At 50.9% G+C, this 24,302-nt stretch carries 11 protein-coding genes; 2 read left to right on the top strand and 9 right to left on the bottom strand.

Annotation, left to right across the window (positions count from 1 at the left end; translation table 11 throughout):
- Positions 1-25: 25 nt before the first annotated feature.
- The 5 genes from R70331_RS10480 to R70331_RS10460 all read right to left on the bottom strand — a co-directional run bounded on the left by R70331_RS10480 (position 26) and on the right by R70331_RS10460 (position 15,553).
- On the bottom strand, positions 26-7,765 hold the full coding sequence (locus R70331_RS10480; protein ID WP_042175177.1) for an S-layer homology domain-containing protein: 7,740 nt from the start codon (positions 7,763-7,765) through the stop codon (positions 26-28).
- A 27-nt stretch (positions 7,766-7,792) separates the two neighbouring features.
- The gene (locus R70331_RS10475) at positions 7,793-13,405 is read right to left on the bottom strand and encodes a hypothetical protein (protein ID WP_156131102.1); all 5,613 of its coding nucleotides are present in this window, start codon (positions 13,403-13,405) and stop codon (positions 7,793-7,795) included.
- A 396-nt stretch (positions 13,406-13,801) separates the two neighbouring features.
- Positions 13,802-14,098: a hypothetical protein gene (locus R70331_RS10470; protein ID WP_156131101.1), complete on the bottom strand. Its 297-nt coding sequence runs from the start codon at positions 14,096-14,098 to the stop codon at positions 13,802-13,804.
- A gap of 181 nt (positions 14,099-14,279) precedes the next feature.
- Positions 14,280-14,933, bottom strand: coding sequence for a deoxynucleoside kinase (locus R70331_RS10465; RefSeq protein ID WP_042175172.1), 654 nt, complete (start codon positions 14,931-14,933; stop codon positions 14,280-14,282).
- On the bottom strand, positions 14,930-15,553 hold the full coding sequence (locus R70331_RS10460) for a deoxynucleoside kinase (protein WP_039871876.1): 624 nt from the start codon (positions 15,551-15,553) through the stop codon (positions 14,930-14,932). The genes R70331_RS10465 and R70331_RS10460 overlap by 4 nt, the downstream gene beginning before the upstream one ends.
- Positions 15,554-15,715: 162 nt before the next feature.
- Between R70331_RS10460 and R70331_RS10455 the strand changes: the two genes are divergently transcribed.
- A complete protein-coding gene (locus R70331_RS10455; RefSeq protein ID WP_042175171.1) occupies positions 15,716-17,221 on the top strand; it encodes a stalk domain-containing protein in 1,506 nt (501 codons plus the stop codon).
- 36 nt (positions 17,222-17,257) lie between these two features.
- On the top strand, positions 17,258-18,835 hold the full coding sequence (locus tag R70331_RS10450) for a stalk domain-containing protein (RefSeq protein WP_042175168.1): 1,578 nt from the start codon (positions 17,258-17,260) through the stop codon (positions 18,833-18,835).
- A 391-nt stretch (positions 18,836-19,226) separates the two neighbouring features.
- Here the strand turns inward: R70331_RS10450 and nspC are convergent, their stop codons facing one another.
- From nspC to R70331_RS10430, 4 genes are all read right to left on the bottom strand, one after another.
- The gene (gene nspC / locus R70331_RS10445) at positions 19,227-20,363 is read right to left on the bottom strand and encodes a carboxynorspermidine decarboxylase (RefSeq protein ID WP_442950580.1); all 1,137 of its coding nucleotides are present in this window, start codon (positions 20,361-20,363) and stop codon (positions 19,227-19,229) included.
- Positions 20,364-20,383: 20 nt separating this feature from the next.
- Positions 20,384-21,583 carry a saccharopine dehydrogenase family protein gene (locus R70331_RS10440; RefSeq protein WP_042175164.1) on the bottom strand — a complete coding sequence of 400 codons (1,200 nt, stop codon included), beginning with the start codon at positions 21,581-21,583 and terminating at the stop codon, positions 20,384-20,386.
- A 606-nt stretch (positions 21,584-22,189) separates the two neighbouring features.
- A complete protein-coding gene (locus R70331_RS10435; protein WP_042175162.1) occupies positions 22,190-23,233 on the bottom strand; it encodes a FecCD family ABC transporter permease in 1,044 nt (347 codons plus the stop codon).
- Positions 23,230-24,237, bottom strand: a complete 1,008-nt coding sequence (locus R70331_RS10430) for a FecCD family ABC transporter permease (RefSeq protein ID WP_042175160.1) — start codon at positions 24,235-24,237, stop codon at positions 23,230-23,232. Before R70331_RS10430 ends, R70331_RS10435 begins: the two co-directional genes overlap by 4 nt.
- Positions 24,238-24,302: the final 65 nt, after the last annotated feature.

Here is a 24,302-nt window from a genome sequence, read left to right as displayed (position 1 = left end):
CTCAGCTGATGCGGGCTCTGCTGCTCTATTGTTTGTCTGTAATAAACTGATCCAGTCTGATAGCAATCGTAGCTGCTTCAGCACGGGTTAATACGCCGGCAGGGTTGATTTTACCATCCACACCGCGGATAATACCGTATTTGATGCTGAGAGCGATCGATTGCTTAGCCCAGGCCGGAATCACATCCTTGTCAGCATATGCTGCAAGAATCTGCGTAACCTCAGCTTCGCTGAGTGTCTCGCCTCCGGCGCTGATAACATTTAGCAGTCTGCCGACCATTGTCATTGCTTCCATCCTTGACAGGGTTGCCTGCGGTGCATATTTCCCGCCGTTTTGGCCGGTAACAATGCCAAGTTCAGCAGCAATCGATACGCTACGGTTGTACCAGCTGTTCGCCGCCACATCCGAGAAGCTCTGCTTACTAAACGGATTGTTCATCAAGCCTGCTACTCTAAGGAGAATCGTCGGCAGCTCGGCACGGGTAACCTTGGACTGAGGAGCAAAGCTGTCAGCCGCTTTACCCAGAACAAACAATTTACCCGAGGCGGCGTTGATATCCTGCTGAGCCCAGAAGCCTGCAGCCACATCCTTGAATACCTTCTTGTTACTGATGAAGAACAGGCTGCCTTCACCGGTCAGCTGTACATCCACAGCAGTACTGTTGCTGTTCAGCTTCCAAGGTATCGTTGTCCAGTTTCCGCTGGCATCCTTCAGAACCACTGCGGTGATACCACCGGCAGTAATGCCTGAAGGGATTGCAACATTGGCCTTAAGGGCAGGTGCCCATTTGCCGGAAGGCAGATTGACTGCAACATGTACCCCTTCGCCTGCTCCCAGCACAGTGAAGTTCTGGGTTGACGCAATTGCGGACATTGCTGTCTTATCATTAGCAGTATTGCTTCCGATGCTGATCTGGAGCGGCCCGTTAAGTCCGGACAGATGATCCGGTGTCAGGACGAGTGATCCAAACGGCAATTGGATTACCACATTTTTCTTGGCTGTAACAGCCTGCTGCACGACGCTCTGATCAACCGTAATATCAAAGCCTGCTGCAGCTGTATCTGTGCTGCTGATTGTAATATCCCCTGTACCATCTGCAGCTTTGCTGCTGTCAGTCAGATGAATGACGGCTGTAGTGCCGTTCCAGGTCGCTTCTACATCCTGGCCGTTCAGTGTTGCTTTAGGCGCACCTTCAGGAGCCGGTGCAGGTGTTACTGGTCCAGGAGCACCCGGAGCACCCGGAGCGCCTGGAGAACTAGGGGCCCCAGGTCCATTGCCCGGTAATGCGGAGTAAATGACCGCAGTTACTTTGGCGGCTGCCATTGCCAGTTTATCCATGGATGTCCGCTTGGCAACGACGATCTCATCACCCGGCTTCACGAATACGGCACCGTCAGCCGGCAGGATCTGCCAGTCGCTCAAATCCGATTTGAATGCCGGAAGGGCTCCGCCTTGACCTGAGCTGTAAATCTTGTAAGCCAGTTGTTGTCCGGTCATATCCCCGGAGTCGGATACAATAATTTTGGTCTGGGTTGTATTCGTCCCGGCAGGCACTGCAGAAATAACCAGGCTTCCCAGCTTCACAGGCTCAGGCACTTCAACCGAAGCAACCGTATAGCCCTGAATGGTTACTCCATCCGTTACTGTGTACTCCCCTGTAATCAGGCTAGAGCCGGTTGCGAGGGCTGTAACAGTAGTGGTGCGTTTTTGTGTTGCCTGATCCACGACAGTCACAACATCAACCGAATCTCCGGATGCTACAGAGTAGGTGATTTTACTCATGTCACTTTGGCTTACTTCTACCTGCTTATACTTCAGCTTGCCGTTCTCGTCCTTGCCGTCGGCTACCTTAAGGTAGGCCTTGGTAATGATGCTCTTGTCTCCAGGATGCAGAGCAGGAACCTTTTCGAGAATCAGCGCCGAAGGAACATCAAAGCTTTCATTGGAGATGTTCACAACCGCCGTATTTTCATTACCGGCACCGTCTGTAGCGGTGAATTGAAGCGCAACAGTCGGATCAGCCGATGCCACAGGCACCCCTGCATTAAAGGTGCCGTCTTCAGCAACCGGCACTACTGTGCTGCCTACTTTCAGCAGCGTTCCTTTTGTTGTAGTACCTGCAACAGTGATCTTGTTGCCTGAACCGTCGTTAGCCGTTCTTGCTCCGGTCGCCGGCTGGTCAATATAGAGCACAGGTGCAATAGTATCAACCGTCAGGTACAGCATCGTTACGGAAAGATCCTTGGTTGCTGTATTGGTTGCACGCAGTTCTACAGCAAACGGTCCGTCTGTCTGGAACTTGGTCAGCTTCAGCGTCCCCTGGCTTCCGTTAGCCGTATTGCTAAGCGCTACCTTACCGATTGACTCTTCCGCATAGAACGCTTCTACGGTTACATTCTTCTGGTCCGAAGTAAACGTCAGTGTCTGCTCCGTTTGCTTGGTAAGCAGATTGATGTAAGCGCCAGTGTTCTCTACCGTACCTTGACCTGTTACATTCAGCTTAGGCTTAACAGGTACAGGAAGCAGCTTCTTCGCAGCAGCAATCCGGTCTGCGTAATGGTAATTCTGGTTCTTGTCATCCGCTTCAGTCGGAACCGTTGCCGCCGACACGCCGATTTCGTATTCATATCCGACTTCAAGACCGACATACTTGACGTCCTTCAGGTCCATTACGGTTCCTTCAAGACTGCCGAGCTCCACCTCATCAGTAGTTGAGGTTGCGGACCAGCCGCCGATCAGAATACCTTCATACTTGCCCGTTGAAGCATTCCAGTAAGGGGCAAGCTCCTCTTCAGTGAACAGAATTTCGCCGAAATTGTCATAATCCTTCATTTCGCCGTCCTGCAACCGTTTTGCATCAATAATATAGCTGTGTTCATAGCCGCTGTGTCCGGCTTTCTTCGCGCCCGGTTTGAAGGAAAGGGCAAACAGTCCGTTTCCTGCCGGTTCAACCTTCAGATCGCTTACGTTCTGCGGTGCAAACGGATCGACAATCTCAAACTTTTGCACAGAAGTCTTCGTAGCGAAGGTAGCGCTGGATTTCAGCTCAGCACGCAGATAGTAATTTCCTTGTCTCAGCAGTCCGCGGATATCCTCCGGATTGCCCATCAGGGTTACATTGGTAACATCAATGCTTGTGCTTCCGCTGGTTACTCCGCCGCTGACGCCGCCGTTCTGGCCGACCGGAATATCCTTGGCAATGAGCAGACCCGGATCACCTGCTTCAAGCACGGGTTCTCCATTATCCAGCATCGTTGTTTTCTTGGAAACCGCGTCCTGAGCCAGATACAGATTGATTGTATCTCCTTCGGCTGCATTGGCTACTTTCCAGGAAGCATTGAACTTGTTCGCATTCGAGTTGTCCTTAGCGAGAACAATATCGTTCAGCTGCGGTGCAGTCGGTACGTTAAGCAGCTTGGTTTTGACCGGAGATACTGCAGTCAGTGTCCATTTGCCGCCATTTACCTTATCTGCAGGAACGATAATATACGCTTTACGCACATCGACCTGGTCTTTGGAGCTACTGGCCGGAATGTACTGGGTGAATGCATTAGCCGTCGGATCTGTATTCGTATTATCGAATTTAACCGGGAACGCCTTGCCGCTTCCATCCTTCAGCGTGAATTCCGGACGATCCTTAGACTCATATTCCATTTCGATAACCGCATTACCGGTTACATTATCCATTGGAATCTCATGCACTCTGCCGCTGTTTTTAACCGTGATGCCGCCTACGCTGACGTTCAATGAACCATTCTCAACGTAATCCACACCTTCAGCAACTTCGCGGTATACAATTTCTTGATTCTCCTGCTCAGCTGCCGGAACAGCCGCTTCGGAGGTTGCTAATGTCTCTACACCTTGTCCGATAACCATCAGGCGCGGTCCGAGCTCAGGGTCATCTACAACCAGATGAATAACGCCATCCGGCAGCTGGTCTGTCGAGGTTCCGAATTCAACCCCGCCGCCCCAGTAATATGTGATTCCGAGCGAGATCAGCAGAATGCCGATACTGCCCCATACCTTATCATTGTTGACTCCGAGGAACATGCTGGAAAGCGGCATACCGCCGACAATCGGCACACTGTTCGGAATTTGGATTTTGGAGCCGATGTAGCCCTCGAAATCTGTACGGTTCTTCTCCAGGTTCTGTCCGACGAAGATTCCCGCCTTACCGATAATGATATCCCAACCGCCGATATCCATCTCAGCCTGAACGCGCACGAACCATGGGGTTACCCACTGGGCTTCAAGCAGCGCCTTGGTCAGCATCGGCAGCTTATCATCATCTTCCGGCTCTGCCATCGTAGAGAAGTCCATCTTGCCTTCTACCTTAAGTCCGGTCCGTTTAACCGTAAGATCGACATCTCCGAAGAAGTACGCCGGAGCCATCCCGAATCTCAGGCTTACACCAGCTGATACAGTCAGCGGGAACGGGTCATCCTTGCTTCCGCCCGCAATGGTATCCGCAAGCTCACGGACCGCGCCGCGAATTCCTGTCAGATACGTAGCACCTGTGATCAGAATACCCGGGGATGGAAGTCCTGCTCCGAAGGCAATGACATCCGGGAGGATACGGCCGTCTCTGACCTTCTTGAGGGACAGCTCAACGGACACTTCGAGCATATTCTTAAGCTGGGCATCGAATGCCAGTCCATACTGGTTCTCTACCGGCTCTCCGCCGATATCCTGAACAAAGTGGGTTACTGTAATTTCGCCGCTTGGACTCTTAGGCTTGTCGTCATCTTTTTTCTTGGCGCCTTCCTTCTTAGGTCCGAACAAACCGATCGATTCGCCCAAGTCGAATTTAAGTGCCGCATCAATGCCGACAAAACCTTTATCGTTAAATACAACGTTATTGATTTCTGCATTAATAATCTTCATCGACAGGGAGCCGCCGAAGGAAATCCCGCCTTCTCTTAACATAAAGTCATTAAAAGAAAGTCCGAATCCGTCAATTGAGAAGCTCGGTGCTGCGAACAGCGACTGTTTGTTGAAATATACATCCTCGATCATAACCTGGCGCAGCGGATTTAATCTGTCGCCTACGCCGCCGACGGCCCATTTCAGGCTGCCGTTCTGGGTATCATCCTCAGGGTTCGTATTCTCTTCTTCTTCTTCATCCTCATCGTCATCTCCCGTACTTGCTGACGGAAGATTGAAGTTTTCATCTCCAAGCGATTTGTTGAAGCCGTTGAAGAAGTCCAGCGTCCATTCCCCTTTGTGGAAAATAAAGCCGCTGCTGGCAACGCTCAGCGTTCCATCCCCTTTAATAAAGAGGGTATCCAGGAACGGCATGTCATCTGACTGGGTCTGTCCGAAGATATTCAGCTTACCGCGGACAAACGCCAGATCCTTACCTGTATAGGCTACAGCATCATTTATAATGGCCGGTTCAGTCTTTGTATCTACAATAACCTGTTCATCGGCTTTGGAGCCGACCTGCTTGATCATCCCGCGGATCACTACAACGACTTCGCGGTCAATTTCTTCTTCCTCTGCCTCAGCCTCGAATGCCTCCAGGTCTTCTTCAGAATCAAATAATTGATAGTTGTAAAGCGGTGTTTCTTCCAGCGCTTCATCATCCATGAATTCACTCAGTTCAAATTCAGGATCAACGGCCTTACTGGCCATTCCGATAACCGCTTTGGTCTTCTTGTATTCTGTTACTGCATTATAGAGGAACGCTCCGTCTTTAAACGGCTCATTCGGGAAAAGGCTGTTCAGATCGTCGAGCAAATCTCCGCTTACAGACGAACCGTTCGCGATACCGCTGACGTCCACCAGCTGCTTGTACACGACCATAATGCCGGCTTCGCGGATACGCGATTCGTCATTGTCGGATACAAGGATGGTCTGTTCCGTAGTGATGTCATACATGGAGGCAATTTCCTCATCGCCGCCGGCATCACCCTTATAGTCAATCTCCACCTGATATTCACCGAGCGGCAGCTCAGGCCCGAGATCAGCTTCAATTACATTGCCGGCCTCGTCAACCAAATCCCCGCCGCGGTAGGTTATACGCATATCACCGGACATTCCGTCATCCGTTGGCTGCATAACGACGGCGTCCTGGACATTGATTTTATAACGTTCTCCGGTCACGGTCTCCTTCAGATACAGATCGAAGTTAGCCGCTGTCGTATCGTTACCGGTGTTGTAGGCTTCGATATTCGACAGGTTGACTGTCATATACTTCACGTCTGTGCTGTACAGCTCATCCGGTGACATTCCGTATACATAGGTCGGAGTCGCTTCGCCCACCGGCGGCAGCAGAATGAAATTCGATTTACTCGATTCATACTGTGCCTTGATGCTCTCATCCGCGATCCCTTCAATTTCACTCTGGGTCTCCGGACTGCTGGCGGTAAGCATATATTCCCGCGTTACCGGCCAAGGTCTGCCTTTGGCCTTCACCTTGAATGAAGCCGCAATCGTATCGCCCGGCTTGTACTTCGGCTGAATACCCTGCTCCGCTTCCTCAGGCGTTGCCGATTTCTTGAATTCCAGCGTCCGGCTTCGCGTATTCTCAATAACAGCGTTGCCGTTCGCATCTCTTACAACTGCCCCTTTACTGTCAAGCTTGACGAAATCAAGTCCGCTTTCCAGCTCCAGCTTCACATTAATCTTGGAATGCTCCATATTGAATGCGGCCAGATTTTCCACCTCAGCGGTGATATCAAAAATGCCTTCGTCGCGGTAAGCACTGTTATCTTCGAGCGTAGCCAGCTGTTGAATCTGGTCTACAAAACGGACAGAGAATACTTTGTCCGGGGCAATGATTTCCCCGAGGCCGTATACTGTCTCGAAGCTCTGGAAGCCTCCGGCTGCAATTTTGTCCGGATTCCAGTAAAAGGCTACTGCAGAGTCGGCGCTTCCGTAATCATTGGTGTCACGGGTGAAGTCCAGATTCGGGTTCACCTTGTAATCCCATTTTGTATTAGCCAGACCGTTCCAGTGGCCGACAATCATCTCATCCACAATATTGATATTCTGCTCGGCAATATTGTTGAAGCCGTAGGCGACAACATTCGTCGCCTGCGGATTGGTCAGGTCCAGCTTATCACGCATAACCCAGTAGGAAGGAAGCTTGTAAAGGGCTGCGTCCTCTTCAGGAATGCCCGCTGCCCGCGGGTCATGCGTAAGTTTTCTTTCAACCATCAGCGGAGCCTGGTAAGCTGTGCCGATCTGGAACAAGGGTCCGTCATTGGCGCCGACCATAGTATCCAGCAGGATCCGGCTGCCGACTTCAACGACAGCACCGCTTTTGTTATTGACTTCATAGCGGATATTGATATTTCCGGAATTCACCTTATCCGTGCTGTCAGTGTAGAGCATGAGAATCTGCTTGATCTCTACGCCTTTAATTTTCCACAGCATTTCAAGCTGCTTGGTTCCGTTAGAGTTCTCCACAACCTTTGGTGCAGTTGTTTCGGAATAAAAACTGCTGTCGAACTTATATTTGTTTCCGTAGATATAATCTGTTCCATCAATCCGGAACGTCGTAAACGACGTTTCCGGATCATCTCCCTGGAACAGCAGATTGGTATCCTGGTCCTTTTTGCGTATGGGCTGGCCATCCACTGTACGGACACCATAACGGCCCGTAGCGTTATCCACAGTGACTTTAATGAAGTCATTGGTAATCGTGGTTGTATTCGTTGCCTTAGCCGCATCCGCCAGGGCATGCAGGCTCTCTGATGTAGACAGGAATACCATCACAAAGGAGAGCATCATCGCACACGTTTTTTTAAGCAGCTTCACCTATAGTCCCCCTGTTCATAGTTCTTTCTAGTTCGTGCTGCTGACGAAGAAGGTCGCATACTCACGGTCGCGCTCCTGCGTTCTCACGATAATTGTGTACCAGCCGGCTTTCGGGAAAGTAACCTTGTACTGTCCGCTTACCAGCTGATCATAGGTGATTTTGGTAGCGATAGATTTCATTTGCCCTTCGCGGTAGAGCCCTGACTGATACATCAGATCAAACGTACCCCACTCGTTCACTTTGTCAGTGCCTGAAACCTTCATAGTGTTGTAGCCGCTGATTTTGAAGGTAATGGTATTGCTGCTGAACAATGCGGATTCTCCGGAGGATGCTGAAATCAGGGTATCGTCCCCGAAAATAAGCAGCCCGCCGTCTTTGACTACAATGACATCCTGCAATGCAACCGTCTTATTGCCAACCTGGTCTGTAGCAGTATAAGTAACCTGCTGGCGTCCCAGCTTGGTCAGATCAAGACCGGCAACCTCAACCTTCACATTCGCTGCCGCCGATACATTATCGGAGACGGTGTAGCCGCCGAGATCAACGGCAAAGTTGAAATTCTGCTTGTTCTGGGCGATGCCGACAGCATTCTTTTTCAATGTCAGCTCAGGTGCAGTGTTATCCAGACCTTTTACCGTAACCGGAATCTTGCTCGAATTGCCGAGCAGATCGGAGATCGTCATTACGGTTGAACCGGCACTCTCGAATTCTCTGGAGTAAGTGAACGTCCCGTCAGCCGCGCTGATTTTGTTAGTGTAGCTTGCGCCTGACCGGATTGGCTTCAGTCCCGAGAACACCATATTCGGCGCTGTCGTCTTACCCGACACTGTCACCTTAACCTTGCCTTGTGCGTATTGTTGTCCGCCGATTGTAACAACCCTGCTGTCAGGTACTGCATTGCCTGCAGCATCAACGAATGTATAAGTGATTTTGTCCGCATCCGGTGCTGTGTTCAGGATATTGGTTACTGTCTCTTTGACAACTGTCGTATTACCGAACTGGTCAGCTACAGTAAAGGAAGCTACACCGTTCTCTTTCAGTGATACAGTCTGGTTCTGGCTCGTAATAAAGATCTGCTTCGCCGAATTATCCGCCTTTTGCACTTCAAGCGTTACTCCGGAAGAGAGCACCACATTGCCGTTGCCATCCTCAATTGTACCGAACACCTTGCTGCCGTCAGCCCCGTATTGATAGGAGCGGACAATTTTTACCTTAGGTGCTTCTTTGTCAATATTGTTCACTGTAGCTACCGCAGTGCCTGTGTTGCCTGCGGCATCCTTGAATTCAAAGGTGAACGAGCCGTTTTCCTTAAAGGTATACGAGCTCTTGCCGTTGTTGTTCGTAATAATAATCGGCTCTGAAGGGTCAACCAGCAGTGCCGTTACATTGCTGTTCGTCAGTGCTGTGAACGGATATTCCACGGTAGCCATAGGCGCCGTACCATCCACATTCTTAACCACGATGTACAGGGTGTCTGTACGCTCAGCATCATTAAGATCAATGAGATCAAAGCTGTAGAAGCCGTTCTCCTTGACATTAAAGGTGTTGCCCGTGCGTGTCGGTACAGTCGGATTCACCTTGCCGACAATGACTTTGACGCCTGCAGGGGCTGCCACCTCAATGTTCGCACCAATCGTCGCATTCACCGGACTCGTGGTGTTCATGCTGGCCAGAGCATAAACCGGAGCATCTTCCGGCATCTGGGCCGGTAACTTCAGCTTGGCTGCGTCACTGATCTTGCCGCCCGGTGTTCTGTATTTCACCATAACTTCCAGGAAGGCAGGATTACCCGTCGGAACCTTAACCGATACAAAGTTGGTGTAAGGCTTCCAGTTCACCCAGCTGCTGCCGTTATCCGGTGAAATCGAATATTCATAGCCGGCTTTGTCTTCTGTGTCAAGGCTCAGCTTTACAATGGCCGTATAGCCGTCTTCTGCATCACCCGACAGATACAGGAGTGCCGATTCGGCATCTGCCGGAGGGGCTTCCTCATCTCCGCTGGCCGAAACCTTAAAGCTTTCAGGAGTGTGCACGATTACACTGTTACCTGCTCCGTCAATAGAAAGTACATACAAGGTATAATCAGCCACTTCACCCGGCTTCAGATCCTTACCGGTAATTTCAACAGCTCCGCCGACCGGAAGGTCCGTCCAGCCCGTTGAAGCCATATCCGGTGCAGCTCCAGCCGCTTTGACCCATTGATACTTGGTGATTGCACCTGTCTTGCTGAACAGCTCAGAAACGGTAACATTCAGCGTCTGCTTAGGCAGCGGGTAGTTAACACCGTTCTTGCTGAAGGTTACCAGTGAAGGCTCGTTATCAAAATAATAGGCTTTGGAGTAGTAATACGCCTTATCGCCTTGCTTCACAATTAAATGCACATACTGTACACCGTTTTTGGTTGTGTCGGCCGGAACCAGATAAGTGAGCTTCTCCGGCTCTTCTGCTGCCAGCAGCATGGCTGCCTGATCGGCATCTTCTGCCGGCTTGGCATCAGCTGAAGGTGCAGCAGAAGCTTGAGAACCACTTTCCGGTGCCGCTGTTGCTGCCGGTGCTGCTGAAGCTTCCGGCTCAGGTGTTGCTTCCAGTGTGTTGACAGCTACCTGCTTAAAGCTGCCTGCATTCAGGAGGCCGACAGCCAGCAGCTTCATCATTGCTGCCGGTCCGACCGCTGCACCGACCACCGGTTCTATTGCCGGATCTGCTGCAGGTGCTGGTGCCGGAGTGATTTCAGGGCCGCTGCCCTCCACTGGTGCTGGAGTCGGTGCCGGTGTTGCTGCTGCTCCGCCGTTGACGGCTTCCGGTGAAGGAGATGGTGATGCCTCAAGAAGCGATTTTTTACCCGTCACTTCTGCCGGCTCAAGTGCCGTAAATTCGCTATCGCCAGCCGGATGATTGGAGCTGCCGGTAATGGCATATCCGACGAAATCCGGTGTAATACCCCCGATGCTGAACATTACATCATGGCTCTGCACATAATTCACATTGGCTTCCGGCGAGAAGGCAGCCGGCATGCTATCCTGTGAATTAACAGTGACCGTCTTGTCGTAAGCTACATTCGTAGTTTCATTGCCGGCTTTGTCAGCCGCCTTTAGATACAGCCAGTAGCTGCCGTCCTCAAAAACATCTTCATAAGTGGATTGGGTTACTGTAGTGCCATTGTAGTTAGCAGGCTTCCAGTCCACATCCGCCGGCTGATTGCCGTCCTTAACCCACTGATACTTCACGGTATCGATTCCGCTGTGCGGATCAGATACAAGGGCTGTAATCTCAACACTGTTGGAGTTGTCGTTGCTTGGAGTCCCGTTAGCAATGACAGGAACCTGATTGTCCAGCTTCAGGATACCCACGTTATGCGTCCAGTTGGAGTCAGCCTTCTTGAAGTAGTCCAGCTTCCATACATTCGTGTCCCCGTATTGTCCTACAGCAACCAGTGCCTTGTTGTCAGCATAAAGGATCTTCTCATCTTCATTCCCTGGTGCTTCTGCAAGCCATGCCTTGTACTGCTCATCATGTTCTCTGACATATTGCTGCTTCAGCTCATACTGCTTCAGCTCACGCGCTGAATCCCAGGTCATGTCTGCAGTCCATGTGTGCAGGTACCATTCTCCGCTGTTCTCGGAAGTAAAGGCTTCTGCCGGAGGTGCCAGCAGGTTCGTCTTGTTATTGGCAACCTGGAGCTTAATATCATGGAACTTGTCCGGATACAGCTCCTCGGAAGGCTGCTTCGCAGATAGTGCATACCGTTTAAGCGCGGCATAGTTGTCTTCCGGTACGGAAGCGAACGGGTCTGCCGGATTCTGGCTCCACAGGTAGTACACCAGGCCGACTGAAGGTGAAGCCGAGCCGGTCATATTCGAAGGGCGGTAAATCCCCCGGCTTGGTCTGTCAAGGCCGCGGTCTGCAGCTATCGGATCAAGGGAAGGCACCTTTACTGCCGGATCATTGGCATCAATCGTTACTTTTCCTTTTTTCTGATAAGTGGTGCTGCTGCCCCCGCCGGTTTCATAGCGGTAGCCGATAATCGGCAGCGTATTGTCGATGGACAGGTTTGCCCAGTCGATCTTGGAGTTCACCAGCGACGTATCGCCGTCCACATGCTCGCCGTCATAGTTAGCCGGCTGGAACAGCAGGTTGCCTGCATAGTCCTGTATAACGTTAATGTCCGTGTTATCGCCCTTAGCATCATTGGAAAGCGCAATTACCTTAAGCAGCGGCGCTTCTACATCAGTACCGCCAGGCACGGTCATCCGGAACGTCCAGTTCTTTGTATTGGAACCGCCGGTGTAGTAAGCCTTCATGCCGTTGTTGAAGCGCAGGAAGGTCTGAGCCGTAGTCCAGCCTTTTTTCACAACGGCTTCTTCGGTCATTTGCACCGTAAAATCAATAATATCGCCTTCATTAAGTGTTACCCCGGTCAGAATCTCCGGCTGGATGCCGTTACCGACCTTGGTATACTTCGGCCGTACCGCATCGACAATGACCCGGTAGCCGCCGCTCTTATAGTTGAACGGGTCAACAGTTCTGCCCTGAACATTAGGCAAGCTCGCTGAGCTGCCGGCATTCGGGAAGCTGATCGTTGCCATGTTACCCGCCGCATCCGCAAGTCCGGCTGCCGTGAATTTCTCCTGCATGGTCTGTTCCATTGGAGGATTGTTCGGGGTTGTCCCTGCAATCTTCGGCTCCACCGGAAGGTTTCCGCTCTGGGAGTATTCGTTCGGGCTGTAGGAGAAGGCGATCGAACTATTCAGCGTACTCAGATTTGAGGAGCTGTAAGTGATGTTCTCCAGATACTGCTGCTGGCCTGCTCCCGGAAGTCCTGTACCCGCCGGGTTCACAAACAACGGATGACGGAGGAAAAAGTCAGAGTTGCTTGCCACCAGCGAGGTCGGCAGAACGGGCTCTGTGAAATTGTAGGCGACCGTAACATTTTCGCTCTTTTTCACATAAAGTTCAGTTTGGTTAATCGTTGTATTCTCACGGGTTGCACCGTTGCCGGTGAAGGTGTAGTCTTTCAGAACCGGACGCTGCATGTCCTCGAAATTGAGGTAAAAGCCGCGTACACCTGCAGCCTCACCGTCATCATCGCCTTCACCATAGACCCATATGTTAATAACAGAATTTGGCTTGATGACAGCTGAGGCCGACTTGTTGTAAACCTGGCTGCTCCCGGTTCTTTCATTAATAAGCGTTGTTCCGTCGATACTAATTCTTATGGCCGATTGACGTGTCCACAAGAATCCGGAGTGACGTCTTAGAACCGCGAACCCGGTCTTCATCTCGGCATGTCCGCTCTTGGCCATCTCGCGCAAAATCGGATTATCCGCTACACGGACTTCGAATTGAACGGTCGCTTCATTATCGTTAACCCCGGCAAAAATATTTCCGCCCGCCCAGTCATATTGGGCATCCTTATCGGTCTCAGTCTGTTTAAACCCTTCAACCTGATTGTTGTAGAAGTTAATAAACGTATTGGTGGCACTATAGGACAGATTTCCTATACGCGCCCCGCTCTTGAAGACCACTTCAATGTCCTTTGCCGCAGCCTGCACTCGCCCTGTCCACACATCGGGTATCAAAGACAGCAGCATAATAATCGTTAGGCTTAATGCGGTGTATTTCTTTGCTTTCCTGCTCATCAGCAATTCGATGCTCCCCCTTATTGTTTCATCATTCTCCGTCCGCCGTCCTACAAGAATTGTTTGTGTTTAGTCTTAAATACCTTGTGTCTGCACGCTCTCTCCTTTCGGCTCCCTTACGACGGACAAGAATGATTAATTACTAAATACCTATTTTTTCATATCTGAAGTCCATTCTAGCAGGCGGCTCTAAACAAACTCTTAACAAATCTCGACAAAATGCTGTTTCAGAGGGGTGAAAAGGGGGTAATCTGAATAAAACTTCGTATTTTTTTCGTTTTTAATATATTTTTTTTATTTTCTTCGACTATTTCACTCAGAAAATTGTCGAATATGACTATAGAAAACAAAAAAAGCCCGGACAGTAATTATTGTCCAAGCTTGAAGCTCTTGCCTCTATTTAAATGTACCCACACTATCAATCATCGCCGCCGACAAAATAAAAGACAGCGCCAGCCCCACACTGATCCGCACATAATCTCCTCCGGTTACCGGCTCCCACTTCTTTATTAAGAATACAATCATCAGCACGAAGATAAGCATAACCGGAATTCCGGCACCCAGCAGCAGAGAAGCTTCCATCAGATCGAGCCCCTGCCGAAAATGCCCTGTTGCCCCGTACAAAAACCAGCTGACCGCAAACCCGCAGAACAGAATCCATCCGCTTAACATAACTCTAAACCAGACTATCATTTATACCCCCCAATGAATATGAAGAAATCCGAATATCTGTTTTTCTACCAGTGTTCAAATCTCATGATGCAGAATAATCTACCACAAGCCTCTGAACAATCTCTGAAACTCTTTAATTTTTTCTCCCCGCAAAAAAAGCCAACCGCACCGGCTGGCTCCCGCTCTACACGCTATATAAAGGTTACTTCGTTACCGCACTCCGGTTAATCGCCTTGCCCACCTGCTCCAGGATGGCAGACATCGAAGCAGGGTCTTTTACATCATAATCGTCAATATTCAGGCGCAGCACCGGGCAGGCGCTGAATTCGTTGATCCACTGGGAATAACGTCCGTGCATATGCTCCCAGTAGGAGACATCGGTCTGGATTTCCATCTCGCGGCCGCGTTCATTGATCCGGGTGAGAATCGACGGCAGGCTGCCCTCAATATAGATAAGCACGTCAGGATGCGGAAAATACGGCGTCATCACCATAGCCTCATACAGGCTGGTATACGTGTCGTAGTCGGTCTTGGACATAGTCCCCTGATCGGCATGCATTTTGGCAAAAATTCCGGTGTCCTCATAGATCGAACGGTCCTGTACAAACCCGCCGCCCAGCTCGAACATCTTCTTCTGCTCCTTGAACCGTTCCGCCAGGAAATAAATCTGCAGATGGAAGCTCCATCTTTCAAAATCATGATAAAACTTCTCCAGATAAGGGTTATGGTCCACCTGCTCCAGCGAGGTCTGGAAGTTCAAGCGCTGCGCCAGCGCTCCGGTCAGTGTCGATTTGCCGACGCCCACCGTTCCGGCTACTGTAATAATGGCGTTGTCCGGGATGTTATATGTGTTCATTTCATAAGCTCCTTTAATTGTGCGGCGATTGCGCGGTAGTCTTCCTGGTTCTCCACAAAATCAACCTTATTCCCGTCTATCGTCACGATAACGGTCGACGGCTCGCGGACGGCCAGCTGGGCCATAGCATCGTCATAATCTTCGATCAGCTGCTGCAGGTAGGCTTTGGAGATTTCTTCCTCAAACGCCCGGGCACGCTTCGCAATTCTCTTCAGCAGGGTATCCAGATCCGCCCTAATATACAGAATAATATCCGGCTTCGGCAGATCATCGGTAAGCACGTGGTAAATCTCACGGTATTTGTCCCGCTTCGTGCCTTTGAGTGTCCGTTCGCTAAAAATCAGATTTTTATAAATATGATAATCCGAGATGACCGGCTTTCCTTTCTCTATGTACTCGGTCACGGTATCTTCAAGCTGCTTGTAGCGGTTGCAGAGAAAGAACATTTCGAGCTGGAAGCTCCAGTCATCCATATTCTGATAGAACTTGTCCAGAAACGGATTCTCCTCCACAATTTCTTTGACGACCGGGAGCCCCAGCTCTTCGGCCAGCATCGTAGTCAGTGTAGTCTTTCCGGCCCCGATCGGGCCCTCTACTGCAATAAAAGGTGCATGTTTCATTAACGCTGATTTCCTCCTCAGATACGGACAAAACTAAAAAAACAGACTAAGACATTGTATCACAGGTCAGCCGACAATGAGCGACATTTTTCCGCAGAAACTTTTTATACGGAAAACGCGTCTAAATGTAAGTTAATGGAATTCGTTGATGAGGGGATGACTATGAAAAAGAGTCCGCTGTTCTTCACTGCCCTGCTATGTATCTGCCTTGCCGATCAGGGTTCTTCAGCAGAGCCAGCCCGCACTGGAAATTCAACGATTACTTCCTTTGGTGCAGACTGGCTGATCAAAAAGGATGGAAGCTTCTGGATCTGGGATTACAATCAGTCCGTTCCTACGCAAATCCCTGAACTTACAGGTACCACCATCTCCTATCCGGGCGGGTTTGCCGTAAAGAGCGACGGATCGCTTGCAGCCTGGAACAATGACTACTATGTGCCGGAAGTTAGCATCACACCTGTCAGCGGGCCCCGTACCATTGCCGATGTACATATCCGGGATCAGACGTTAATTACCGATAAGGAAGGAACTGTATATTCCAAAGTACGGTCAACAGACAACGGGCTACAGGGCGAATTAACCTTCGTTCCGCTCGAAGGGATAGACAATGTAGCAGACATTGACGGTTATTGGGAACGCCGGGATGATCTTCTGTATTACAGGCATATTTTTCTTAAAAAAGACGGTACGGTTTGGAGTGATGATGCGTATATGCAGACATTCAAGCCGATAGCCGGACTGTCTAATATTATCCGGGTTTCGGAGAATTTCGCCCTGCAGGCTGACGGGACAGTGTGGACATGGGATAAGGGGTTTAACGGAGACCCTCCGCCGGCAGGTCTTATATCCGGACCCTATGCTCCACTGTCCGGCAGCCAGATACGGTTAATCAGGCATAACCAGAGATCCGGCCTGGCTATCGACAATAAGGCCCGGCTGTGGTTCTGGGGCGGTGCGTTAACCGGGGATGCTGACAGCTGGATATATAAGCAGCAGCCTGAGCCGGTGCTGATCACCAGTATCACGGATATTGAAGATGCATTTGTTGTTGACCAGTCCCTGATCGTGCTCACCAAAGACCGGAAAGTGTATGAGACGGCCCTTACCAGTGACATGATGCCGGCGAAGCCCAAATTCAAACTGCTGGCTGAGGGAGTCACCACGATACAGAATGCCGGCAGGCATATGATTATGCAAAAGACAGACGGCAGTCTTTGGGGCTGGGGCATCAACAAAAATGCCGAGCTTGGCTATGGTGACTATGAGCTAATGCACGAGACCCCTGTGCCGGTGCAAAACCCCATCGCAGTGTCGCTGAACGGAATTAATGTTCCGCTTACCTCCGGTGTAATTACCCGTGGCGGGCAAAATTTCGTCCCGCTCCGTTCGCTGTTTGGCAGGCTTGGTGCTGATGTTACTTTTGACGGATCAGCCAAGCTGGCGGTTATTAAGAGGGCTGGCGCCGGAGCAAGCCTCCCTCCGCTGTCAATCACTATCCATGCAGTAACCGGCGCAACAAAGCTTAATGGCCAGGCGGTTGGCCTGGCTCAGGCTCCCTTTAACGTTAACGGTACATTGTATCTGCCGCTGCGCTTTATCAGCGAGCAGCTCGGTGCATCCGTAGAGTGGTTGCCGCAGGAGGAACGGATCGCGATTACCATGCAATAAGGACGATATATGCAGACTGAAATAAGGGGATCTTATATGAAAAAATGGACTAAACTGCTCAGCCTGGCGCTAAGCTTAGCTACAGCAGCCGGCATTCCTGTACTCAGCAACGCCGGAATGGCTGAGGCTGCTGATACTGCAGCCTCAGTTACTACTATTGCCGCTTACGGGCCGGATCACCTGATCAAAAGAGACGGCAGCCTCTGGGTCTGGGGCGATAGCCGCCCGGTTCCGACACGTGTACCGGGCCTTACAGAGGTTAAGGCTTCCTTCGGTCTTGCCGGGGGCGGAGGTCTTGCTGTTAAGCAGGATCTCTCCGTCTGGCAATGGCAGACGAATGCCAAGACCTCAGCCATGGAGACCGTACAAGTGCCGGAAATGACTGGTTTGACTGATCTTGCAATGGTACAGGGTACGTACCTGGCTATCAACGCAGAAGGTGCGGTCTATCAGGCAGAATTCCTGGACAACGGTGGCGGTTCGGTCTCTTTCTCCCCTGTTGCGGGGATAGATGGAGTAACGGCGGCCCGAGGTTATAGTGAGGATAATGAGCAGGGCTCCTGGAAAAGATTCCTGTTCCTCAAGCAGGACGGAACGGTGTGGACTTCAACGGATCAGCTGCGCTCCTTCCAGCCTGTCCAGAAGCTGAGCGGAATCCTGCAGCTGGAGAGCAACTTTGCGCTTGCCGGGGACGGCACAGTCTGGACCTGGCCTATCGAATCGATCTATAATCCGGTTGCCGGCCACGATGTAATGAATCCCGTACCTGTAACCGGACTGAAGGATATCCGTATCCTTCATGATAACGGGCGCAGCACGTTAGCTATCGACAATAACGCCGGCCTCTGGTTCCGGGGAATGACCATTACCGGCAGCTCCGACGGCACGGCCTTCCATGAGCAGGCGCTACCGCTGCGTTTTAGCGGAATCAGGAATGTAACGGATGCTTATATTATGGAACGTTCTATAGTCGCTTTAACATCCGGCGGCAAGGTATACACGGCCTCTATCGGAGAAGAGACTATTACCGCAGATGCAGTGTTCACATTACTGGCTTCCAATATAACCTCCATTGAGGGCGGCGGACGCCACGTTATTATGCAAAAAAGTGACGGCACCCTCTGGGGGTGGGGCGTCAACAAAAATGCCCAGCTCGGCTACGCTAATTATGATTTCAGCTTTGACCAGCCGGTGCCGATGCAAAAGCCTGTTACCCTCACCCTAAACGGAGAGACGGTTAATCTGACGAGTGGTGTAATCACCCGCAGCGGCCAGAACTTTGTTCCTTTGCGGTCACTATTCGATAAGCTGGGGGCTATCGTCGCCTATAAGGAGAATCATACCACCACTCCAACCAGTAGCGGAGTCACAGCTTCCAAGGTTGAGAAAATAGTAACCATCACCCGAACCGCTGTGAGTAAGCCTTCACTCTCTATCTCCATTAATACCGTAAGCGGCGAGACAACGGTCAACGGTACAGTGATAGCCCTTGCTACGCCGCCGTTCATCGTGAATGGTACCCTCTATCTCCCGCTGCGCTTTATCAGCGAGCAGCTCGGCGCCACCGTCAGCTGGCTGCCGCAGCAGGAGGAAATAGCAATTAGTATGAAGTGAGGAAGCCTTGCTCTGATGTAGCTATGGTGCATCTAAAGTGCATCTAAACAAAAGTCTCCATTCAAAACAGCCCCGAGTCCCGTCTAATAGGCGGTGATGCGGGGCTGTTTATTGATTATTAGTGCACTTTCTGCAACTATTAGGCGCGAAAAGAGCTGAATTTTTATTTTAACTGCAGTCTGTGCAATTAATAATCGCCATTTTGCTTCTCAGAGCCGAAATAGCCGCTTTTAGTTGTATAAAGTGCAGCTAAAGCCGTGGTGACAGCAAAAATGAGCATAATAAGTGTACAAAGTGCAGCTATTCACTATCCGCTTTCCACGGAAAATCAAAAAAAGCGCCCCGCAAGCCAACCACAGCCAGCTTACAGGGCACTCTATTATAGAAATAATTAAGACAAACGGCCGCTGAAGTCACTGTATTCAAACTCGCGGATGATCTTCAGGCCCTCTTCATCGTTGTAGGAAGCGATGGCCGGCAGGTTCACGCCGTTGAACATATGGTTCTTCACCATGGAATAAATCGCCATGTCGAGGAAGACCAGCTTGTCACCGTATTTCAGCGGTTCCGGGAAGGAATAATCCCCGATAATATCCCCGGCCAGGCAGGTCATGCCGCCGAGTCTGTACGTGTACGGATATTCTCCCGGCTGCCCGGAGCCGATGATGTTCGGCCGGTAAGGCATCGCGAGCACGTCAGGCATATGGCATTCAGCCGAAGTGTCGAGAATGGCAATGTCCATGCCGTTATGCATCGTATCCAGTACGGTAGCTACAAGGTACCCGGTATTCAGCGCAACCGCTTCGCCCGGCTCCAGGTAGATCTGTACATTATAGGTTTCTTTCATATGAAGGATACACTTGATCAGTGTCTCCAGGTCATAATCGTCACGGGTAATATGATGGCCGCCGCCGAAGTTGAGCCATTTCATGCCGTGCAGATACTGCCCGAACTTCTCTTCTACAACCTTGAGCGTGCGCTCAAGAGTGTCGGAGTTCTGCTCACACATCGTATGGAAATGCAGCCCATCAATGCCGTCAAGCTCTTCCGGACGGAAGTTCGGCAGGGTTACACCCATACGGGAGTAGTTGAAGCAAGGGTCGTACAGCGGCACTTCAATCTCAGAGTATTCCGGATTGACACGGATGCCGCAGCTGATTGGCTTGCCGGCATTCTGTACGCGGTCCTTAAACCGGCTCCACTGGTCAAACGAGTTGAACACAATGTGGTCGGTATAGCCAAGCAGCTCACTGAATTCACGGTCCATGTAGGCCGGCGCGTAGACATGCACTTCCTTGCCCATCTCCTCGAAGCCCAGACGGGCTTCGAACAGGGAGCTGGAGGTTACACCATGCAGATACTTGCCGACCAGCGGGTACAGTGCATGCATGGAGAACCCTTTTTGGGCCAGAAGGATCTTCGCTCCGGTGCGCTCCTGAACGTAGTTAAGGGTCTCCAGGTTCTTCTTGAGCAGCCGCTCATCAACAAGATAGGCAGGTGACGGCAGTGCGCTGATGTCGATATCGATCTCTTTCATTGCCTTACGCCCTAGTCCAGCAGCGTTGGCGAGAAATCTTCTTGCCAAGGCAGACCGTGTTTGTTAAGAGCATCCATGAACGGGTCCGGATCGAACTCTTCGATATTGTGTACACCCGGTTTGTTCCAGATGCCCTTGATGATCATCATAGCCCCGATCATGGCAGGAACACCGGTTGTGTAGGAGATAGCCTGGGAGCCCACTTCTCTGTAGCATTCTTCATGATCACAGACATTGTAGACATAATATGTTTTTGGCTGGCCGTCTTTAGTACCCTGAATGATACAGCCGATGTTGGTTTTACCTTTGGTTCTTGGTCCGAGGGAAGCCGGGTCAGGCAGAATCGCCTTCAGGAACTGCAAAGGAATGATCTCTTTGCCTTCATAAACAATCGGCTCAATTGAAGTCATGCCGACATTCTCCAGCACCTTAAGGTGAGTCAGATAGTTCTGCGAGAAAGTCATCCAGAAGCGGATTTTCTTTACGCCTTTAATATTAACAGCCAGGGATTCCAGCTCTTCATGATACAGCAGGTAAATATCCTTAGGGCCGATCTCCGGGAGATCGTACACTTTCTTCTCGGACAGCGGAGCTGTTTCAATCCACTCACCGTTCTCGAAATAACGTCCGTTAGCCGTAATTTCGCGGATATTGATCTCTGGATTGAAGTTGGTGGCAAACGGGTAACCGTGGTCGCCGGCGTTCGCATCAACGATATCAATCGTGTGGATTTCGTCAAAATAATGCTTCTGGGCATACGCAGTGAACACACCGGTTACGCCAGGGTCAAAGCCGCTGCCCAAGAGTGCTGTAATTCCGGCCTTCTCAAATCTTTCCTTGTACGCCCACTGCCAGGAATACTCGAATTTTGCAGTATCCTGCGGTTCGTAGTTAGCTGTATCTACATAATGCACTCCGGTAGCCAGGCAAGCATCCATGATCGTCAGATCCTGGTATGGGAGAGCCACATTAATCACGACATCCGGCTGGAAGCTCTTAATCAGTTCAATAACTTCGTCCGTGTTGTCCGCATCAAGCTGAGCCGTAGAAATCTTCGTCTGGCCGCCATCCAGTTTCTCCTTAAGAGCATCGCATTTCGCGACCGTACGGCTGGCAATACAGATCTCTTCGAATACATCCGGGTTCTGGCAGCATTTATGAACAACAACGCTTGCTACGCCGCCAGCGCCAATAATTAACGCTTTTCCCACAATTAATAACCCCCTAAATTTGCTTAAGTTATTAGTTATTAGCCTTGCTGCTCTGGATCCGTTTCGTTGTCAGTCGTTTCGTTTCATCAAGCTTGGGCAGGCTACATCCTATGAAAAATCAACAAGGCTGATTATACAGAAACATTCTCAACAAATCAATAAAAAACGACAAAAATTGATACATAGTCTGTAAAATCTCGCAATTATCCCGTTAATACTCCTGAACGCATGTAAATACACGCTTATGCTTCATTTTCCTGAGTTTTTATAAACATATCCTCTCAGAAGCAGCAGCTTGTCATACCAGCATATCCGGCAAGAAGGACAACTAGGCTATTGTATCACAGCAGCGCCTTTCTTCATACGAAATTATTTCAAAATCAAACTACAGGCTCACCTCCGGCATCCAGGCGCACTAGTTATCTTTACCCGTTTTGGCTGTCCGTTAACGGCTTCTTGCTCCGCTGTCCGCGCTAGAGTCCGCCTGTCTAAGCGGATTTAGTTATGGCATAGTATGTGTAACAGCAGGAATCCAATTCCTCCATATGCTACAAAAAAAGCTCAAACGCACTGTTTCCAGCCGCTTGAGCCACCCCGCAGGATCACTTATCTTACCCGTGCCTTGAATAGCAGCAGGATAAAGTACGGGACCCCGATTATAGAAATTACAATGCCGACCGGCAGCTGAGCCGGGGCGAATACAGTCTTGCCGATAAAGTCGGCCAGCACGACCATTAGCATGCCAATCATGCCGCATAACGGAATAATGTATCTGTAGGTGTTGCCAATCAGGCGCCTTGCAATATGCGGGGCAATCAGTCCCACAAACCCGATGCTGCCCGACACAGATACACAGGCACTGACCAGCCCGACGCAGCATAACAGCAGAATCTGCCTTTCCCTGCCGGTTGCAACGCCGACTCCCTTCACGCTTACTTCATGAAGCTGCATCAGATCCAGCACTGCGCCTCTCCGCCAAATTATTGGCGTAAGGATAACCAGCCAGGGCAGTGTGGACATGATCTGCCGCCAGTTCGCATTACTGATGCTTCCGGCAAGCCAGACGGTTGCCATTTCAAAGTTCTGCGGGTCCATCTTGAGCGAGATGTACAGCGTAACCGCCCCGAACCCTGATGCCAGTGCGATCCCCACCAGAATCAGCTGCTGCGGATGGAACTCGCCGTGCGATCTGGCGAACACAAACAGCAGGATAACCGCAATCAGTCCTCCGATGAATCCGAACATCGGCATGGACAGCACCGACAGCCAGGCCGGTGCCTGCATGGTGCCTGCTGTGAAGAACATGAACAGCACCACGAACGCCCCGGCGGCGGCATGAATGCCCAGAATGCCCGGGTCAGCCAGCGTATTGCGCGAGATGCCCTGAAGTACGGCTCCGGCAATGCCCAGCCCGAACCCGACAAGCGCACCGAGAACAATACGCGGCAGGCGGAATTCAAAGATGACCAGATCATAGTCCTCGACCGGATTAATCCGCAGCAGTGTACGTACAACATCCTTAACCGTAAGATCGAAGGTACCGTTGGTCAGGCTGATATAGATCCCGGCCAGGGTCAGCAGGCTAAGCAGCAGGAACAGCGACCAGAATCTGCCCTGTTTGGACTGCGGTGTAAGAGAAGGCTTGCTCATGCCTGGCTGCCCCCTCTCGTCTTCACCAGATAGAGGAAGAACGGCACACCGAAGATTGCTGTAACGACGCCGACCGGCGTTTCGAACGGATAATTGATAAACCGGCTGATCAGGTCACACGCTGCCAGGAACAGCGCCCCGAAGAATGCGGTGAACGGAATGATTTTGCGGTAATCCTGTCCGATCAGCAGCCGTGTAATATGCGGAATAATTAGACCTATGAAGGCGATTTTTCCGGCGATCGCCACCGAGATGCCCGTAAGAAGGACTACGCTCAGCATCGTCAGCCCCTTAACGGCGGTGACCTTGAGCCCCAGCCCGGCTGCCGTTTCTTCACCGAGCGACAGCATGGTAACCGGACGGGACATCAGCATGCCCAGCGTCAGACCGGCAGCAGCAAACGGAATCGCCAGCTTGATTACTGCCGGGTCCATCATATGCAGCCGGGCATTATACCAGAAGCTGATATCCTGTGAGACCTGAAAATAAACGGAAAGCGCCTGGGATACCCCGCTGAGGAAGGTGCCGATTATAGTACCGAGGACAGCCATTGCCAGCGGTGAAGAACCGCCCGGAACCAGCTTGGCAATTCCGAACACCAGCGCTGTACCGAGTGCGGAGCCGGCAAGCGAATACAGAATCATAGTCATTGATGAGGTCCCCGGCAGAAATACCATGCACAGCGTAATCGCGAACACCGAGCCGTCACTGACCCCCATTATGGAAGGCGAGGCCAGGTAATTCCGGGTCATCCCCTGCATTAACGCACCGGACACTGCCAGGAATGCACCGATCAGCAGTGCGCCGGCAACTCTGGGGATTCGCGACGTGAGAATAATCTGGTGATCAATATTATCCGGGTCGAAGTGTACAAGCGCATTCCAGATCGTTATGTAGCTGATATCCTTGGAGCCGTAAAGCACGGACAATACACTAACTATTACAATCAATACAATTCCCAGCATCAGCAGGGAGGCTGCTCTGAATCCGGCTGCTCTTTTCATCTCATCCCACTCTTTTAACGTACTCTATTTATGATAATGATTATCATTACCGATTATAGCGGTAC

The sequence above is a fragment of the Paenibacillus sp. FSL R7-0331 genome (genome assembly GCF_000758645.1).
In the GTDB taxonomy this organism is placed as follows: Bacteria; Bacillota; Bacilli; order Paenibacillales; family Paenibacillaceae; genus Paenibacillus_AQ; species Paenibacillus_AQ camerounensis.
The sequence above is the reverse complement of the archived record's forward strand: the minus strand, read 5'-3'. Positions and strand labels throughout refer to the sequence as shown.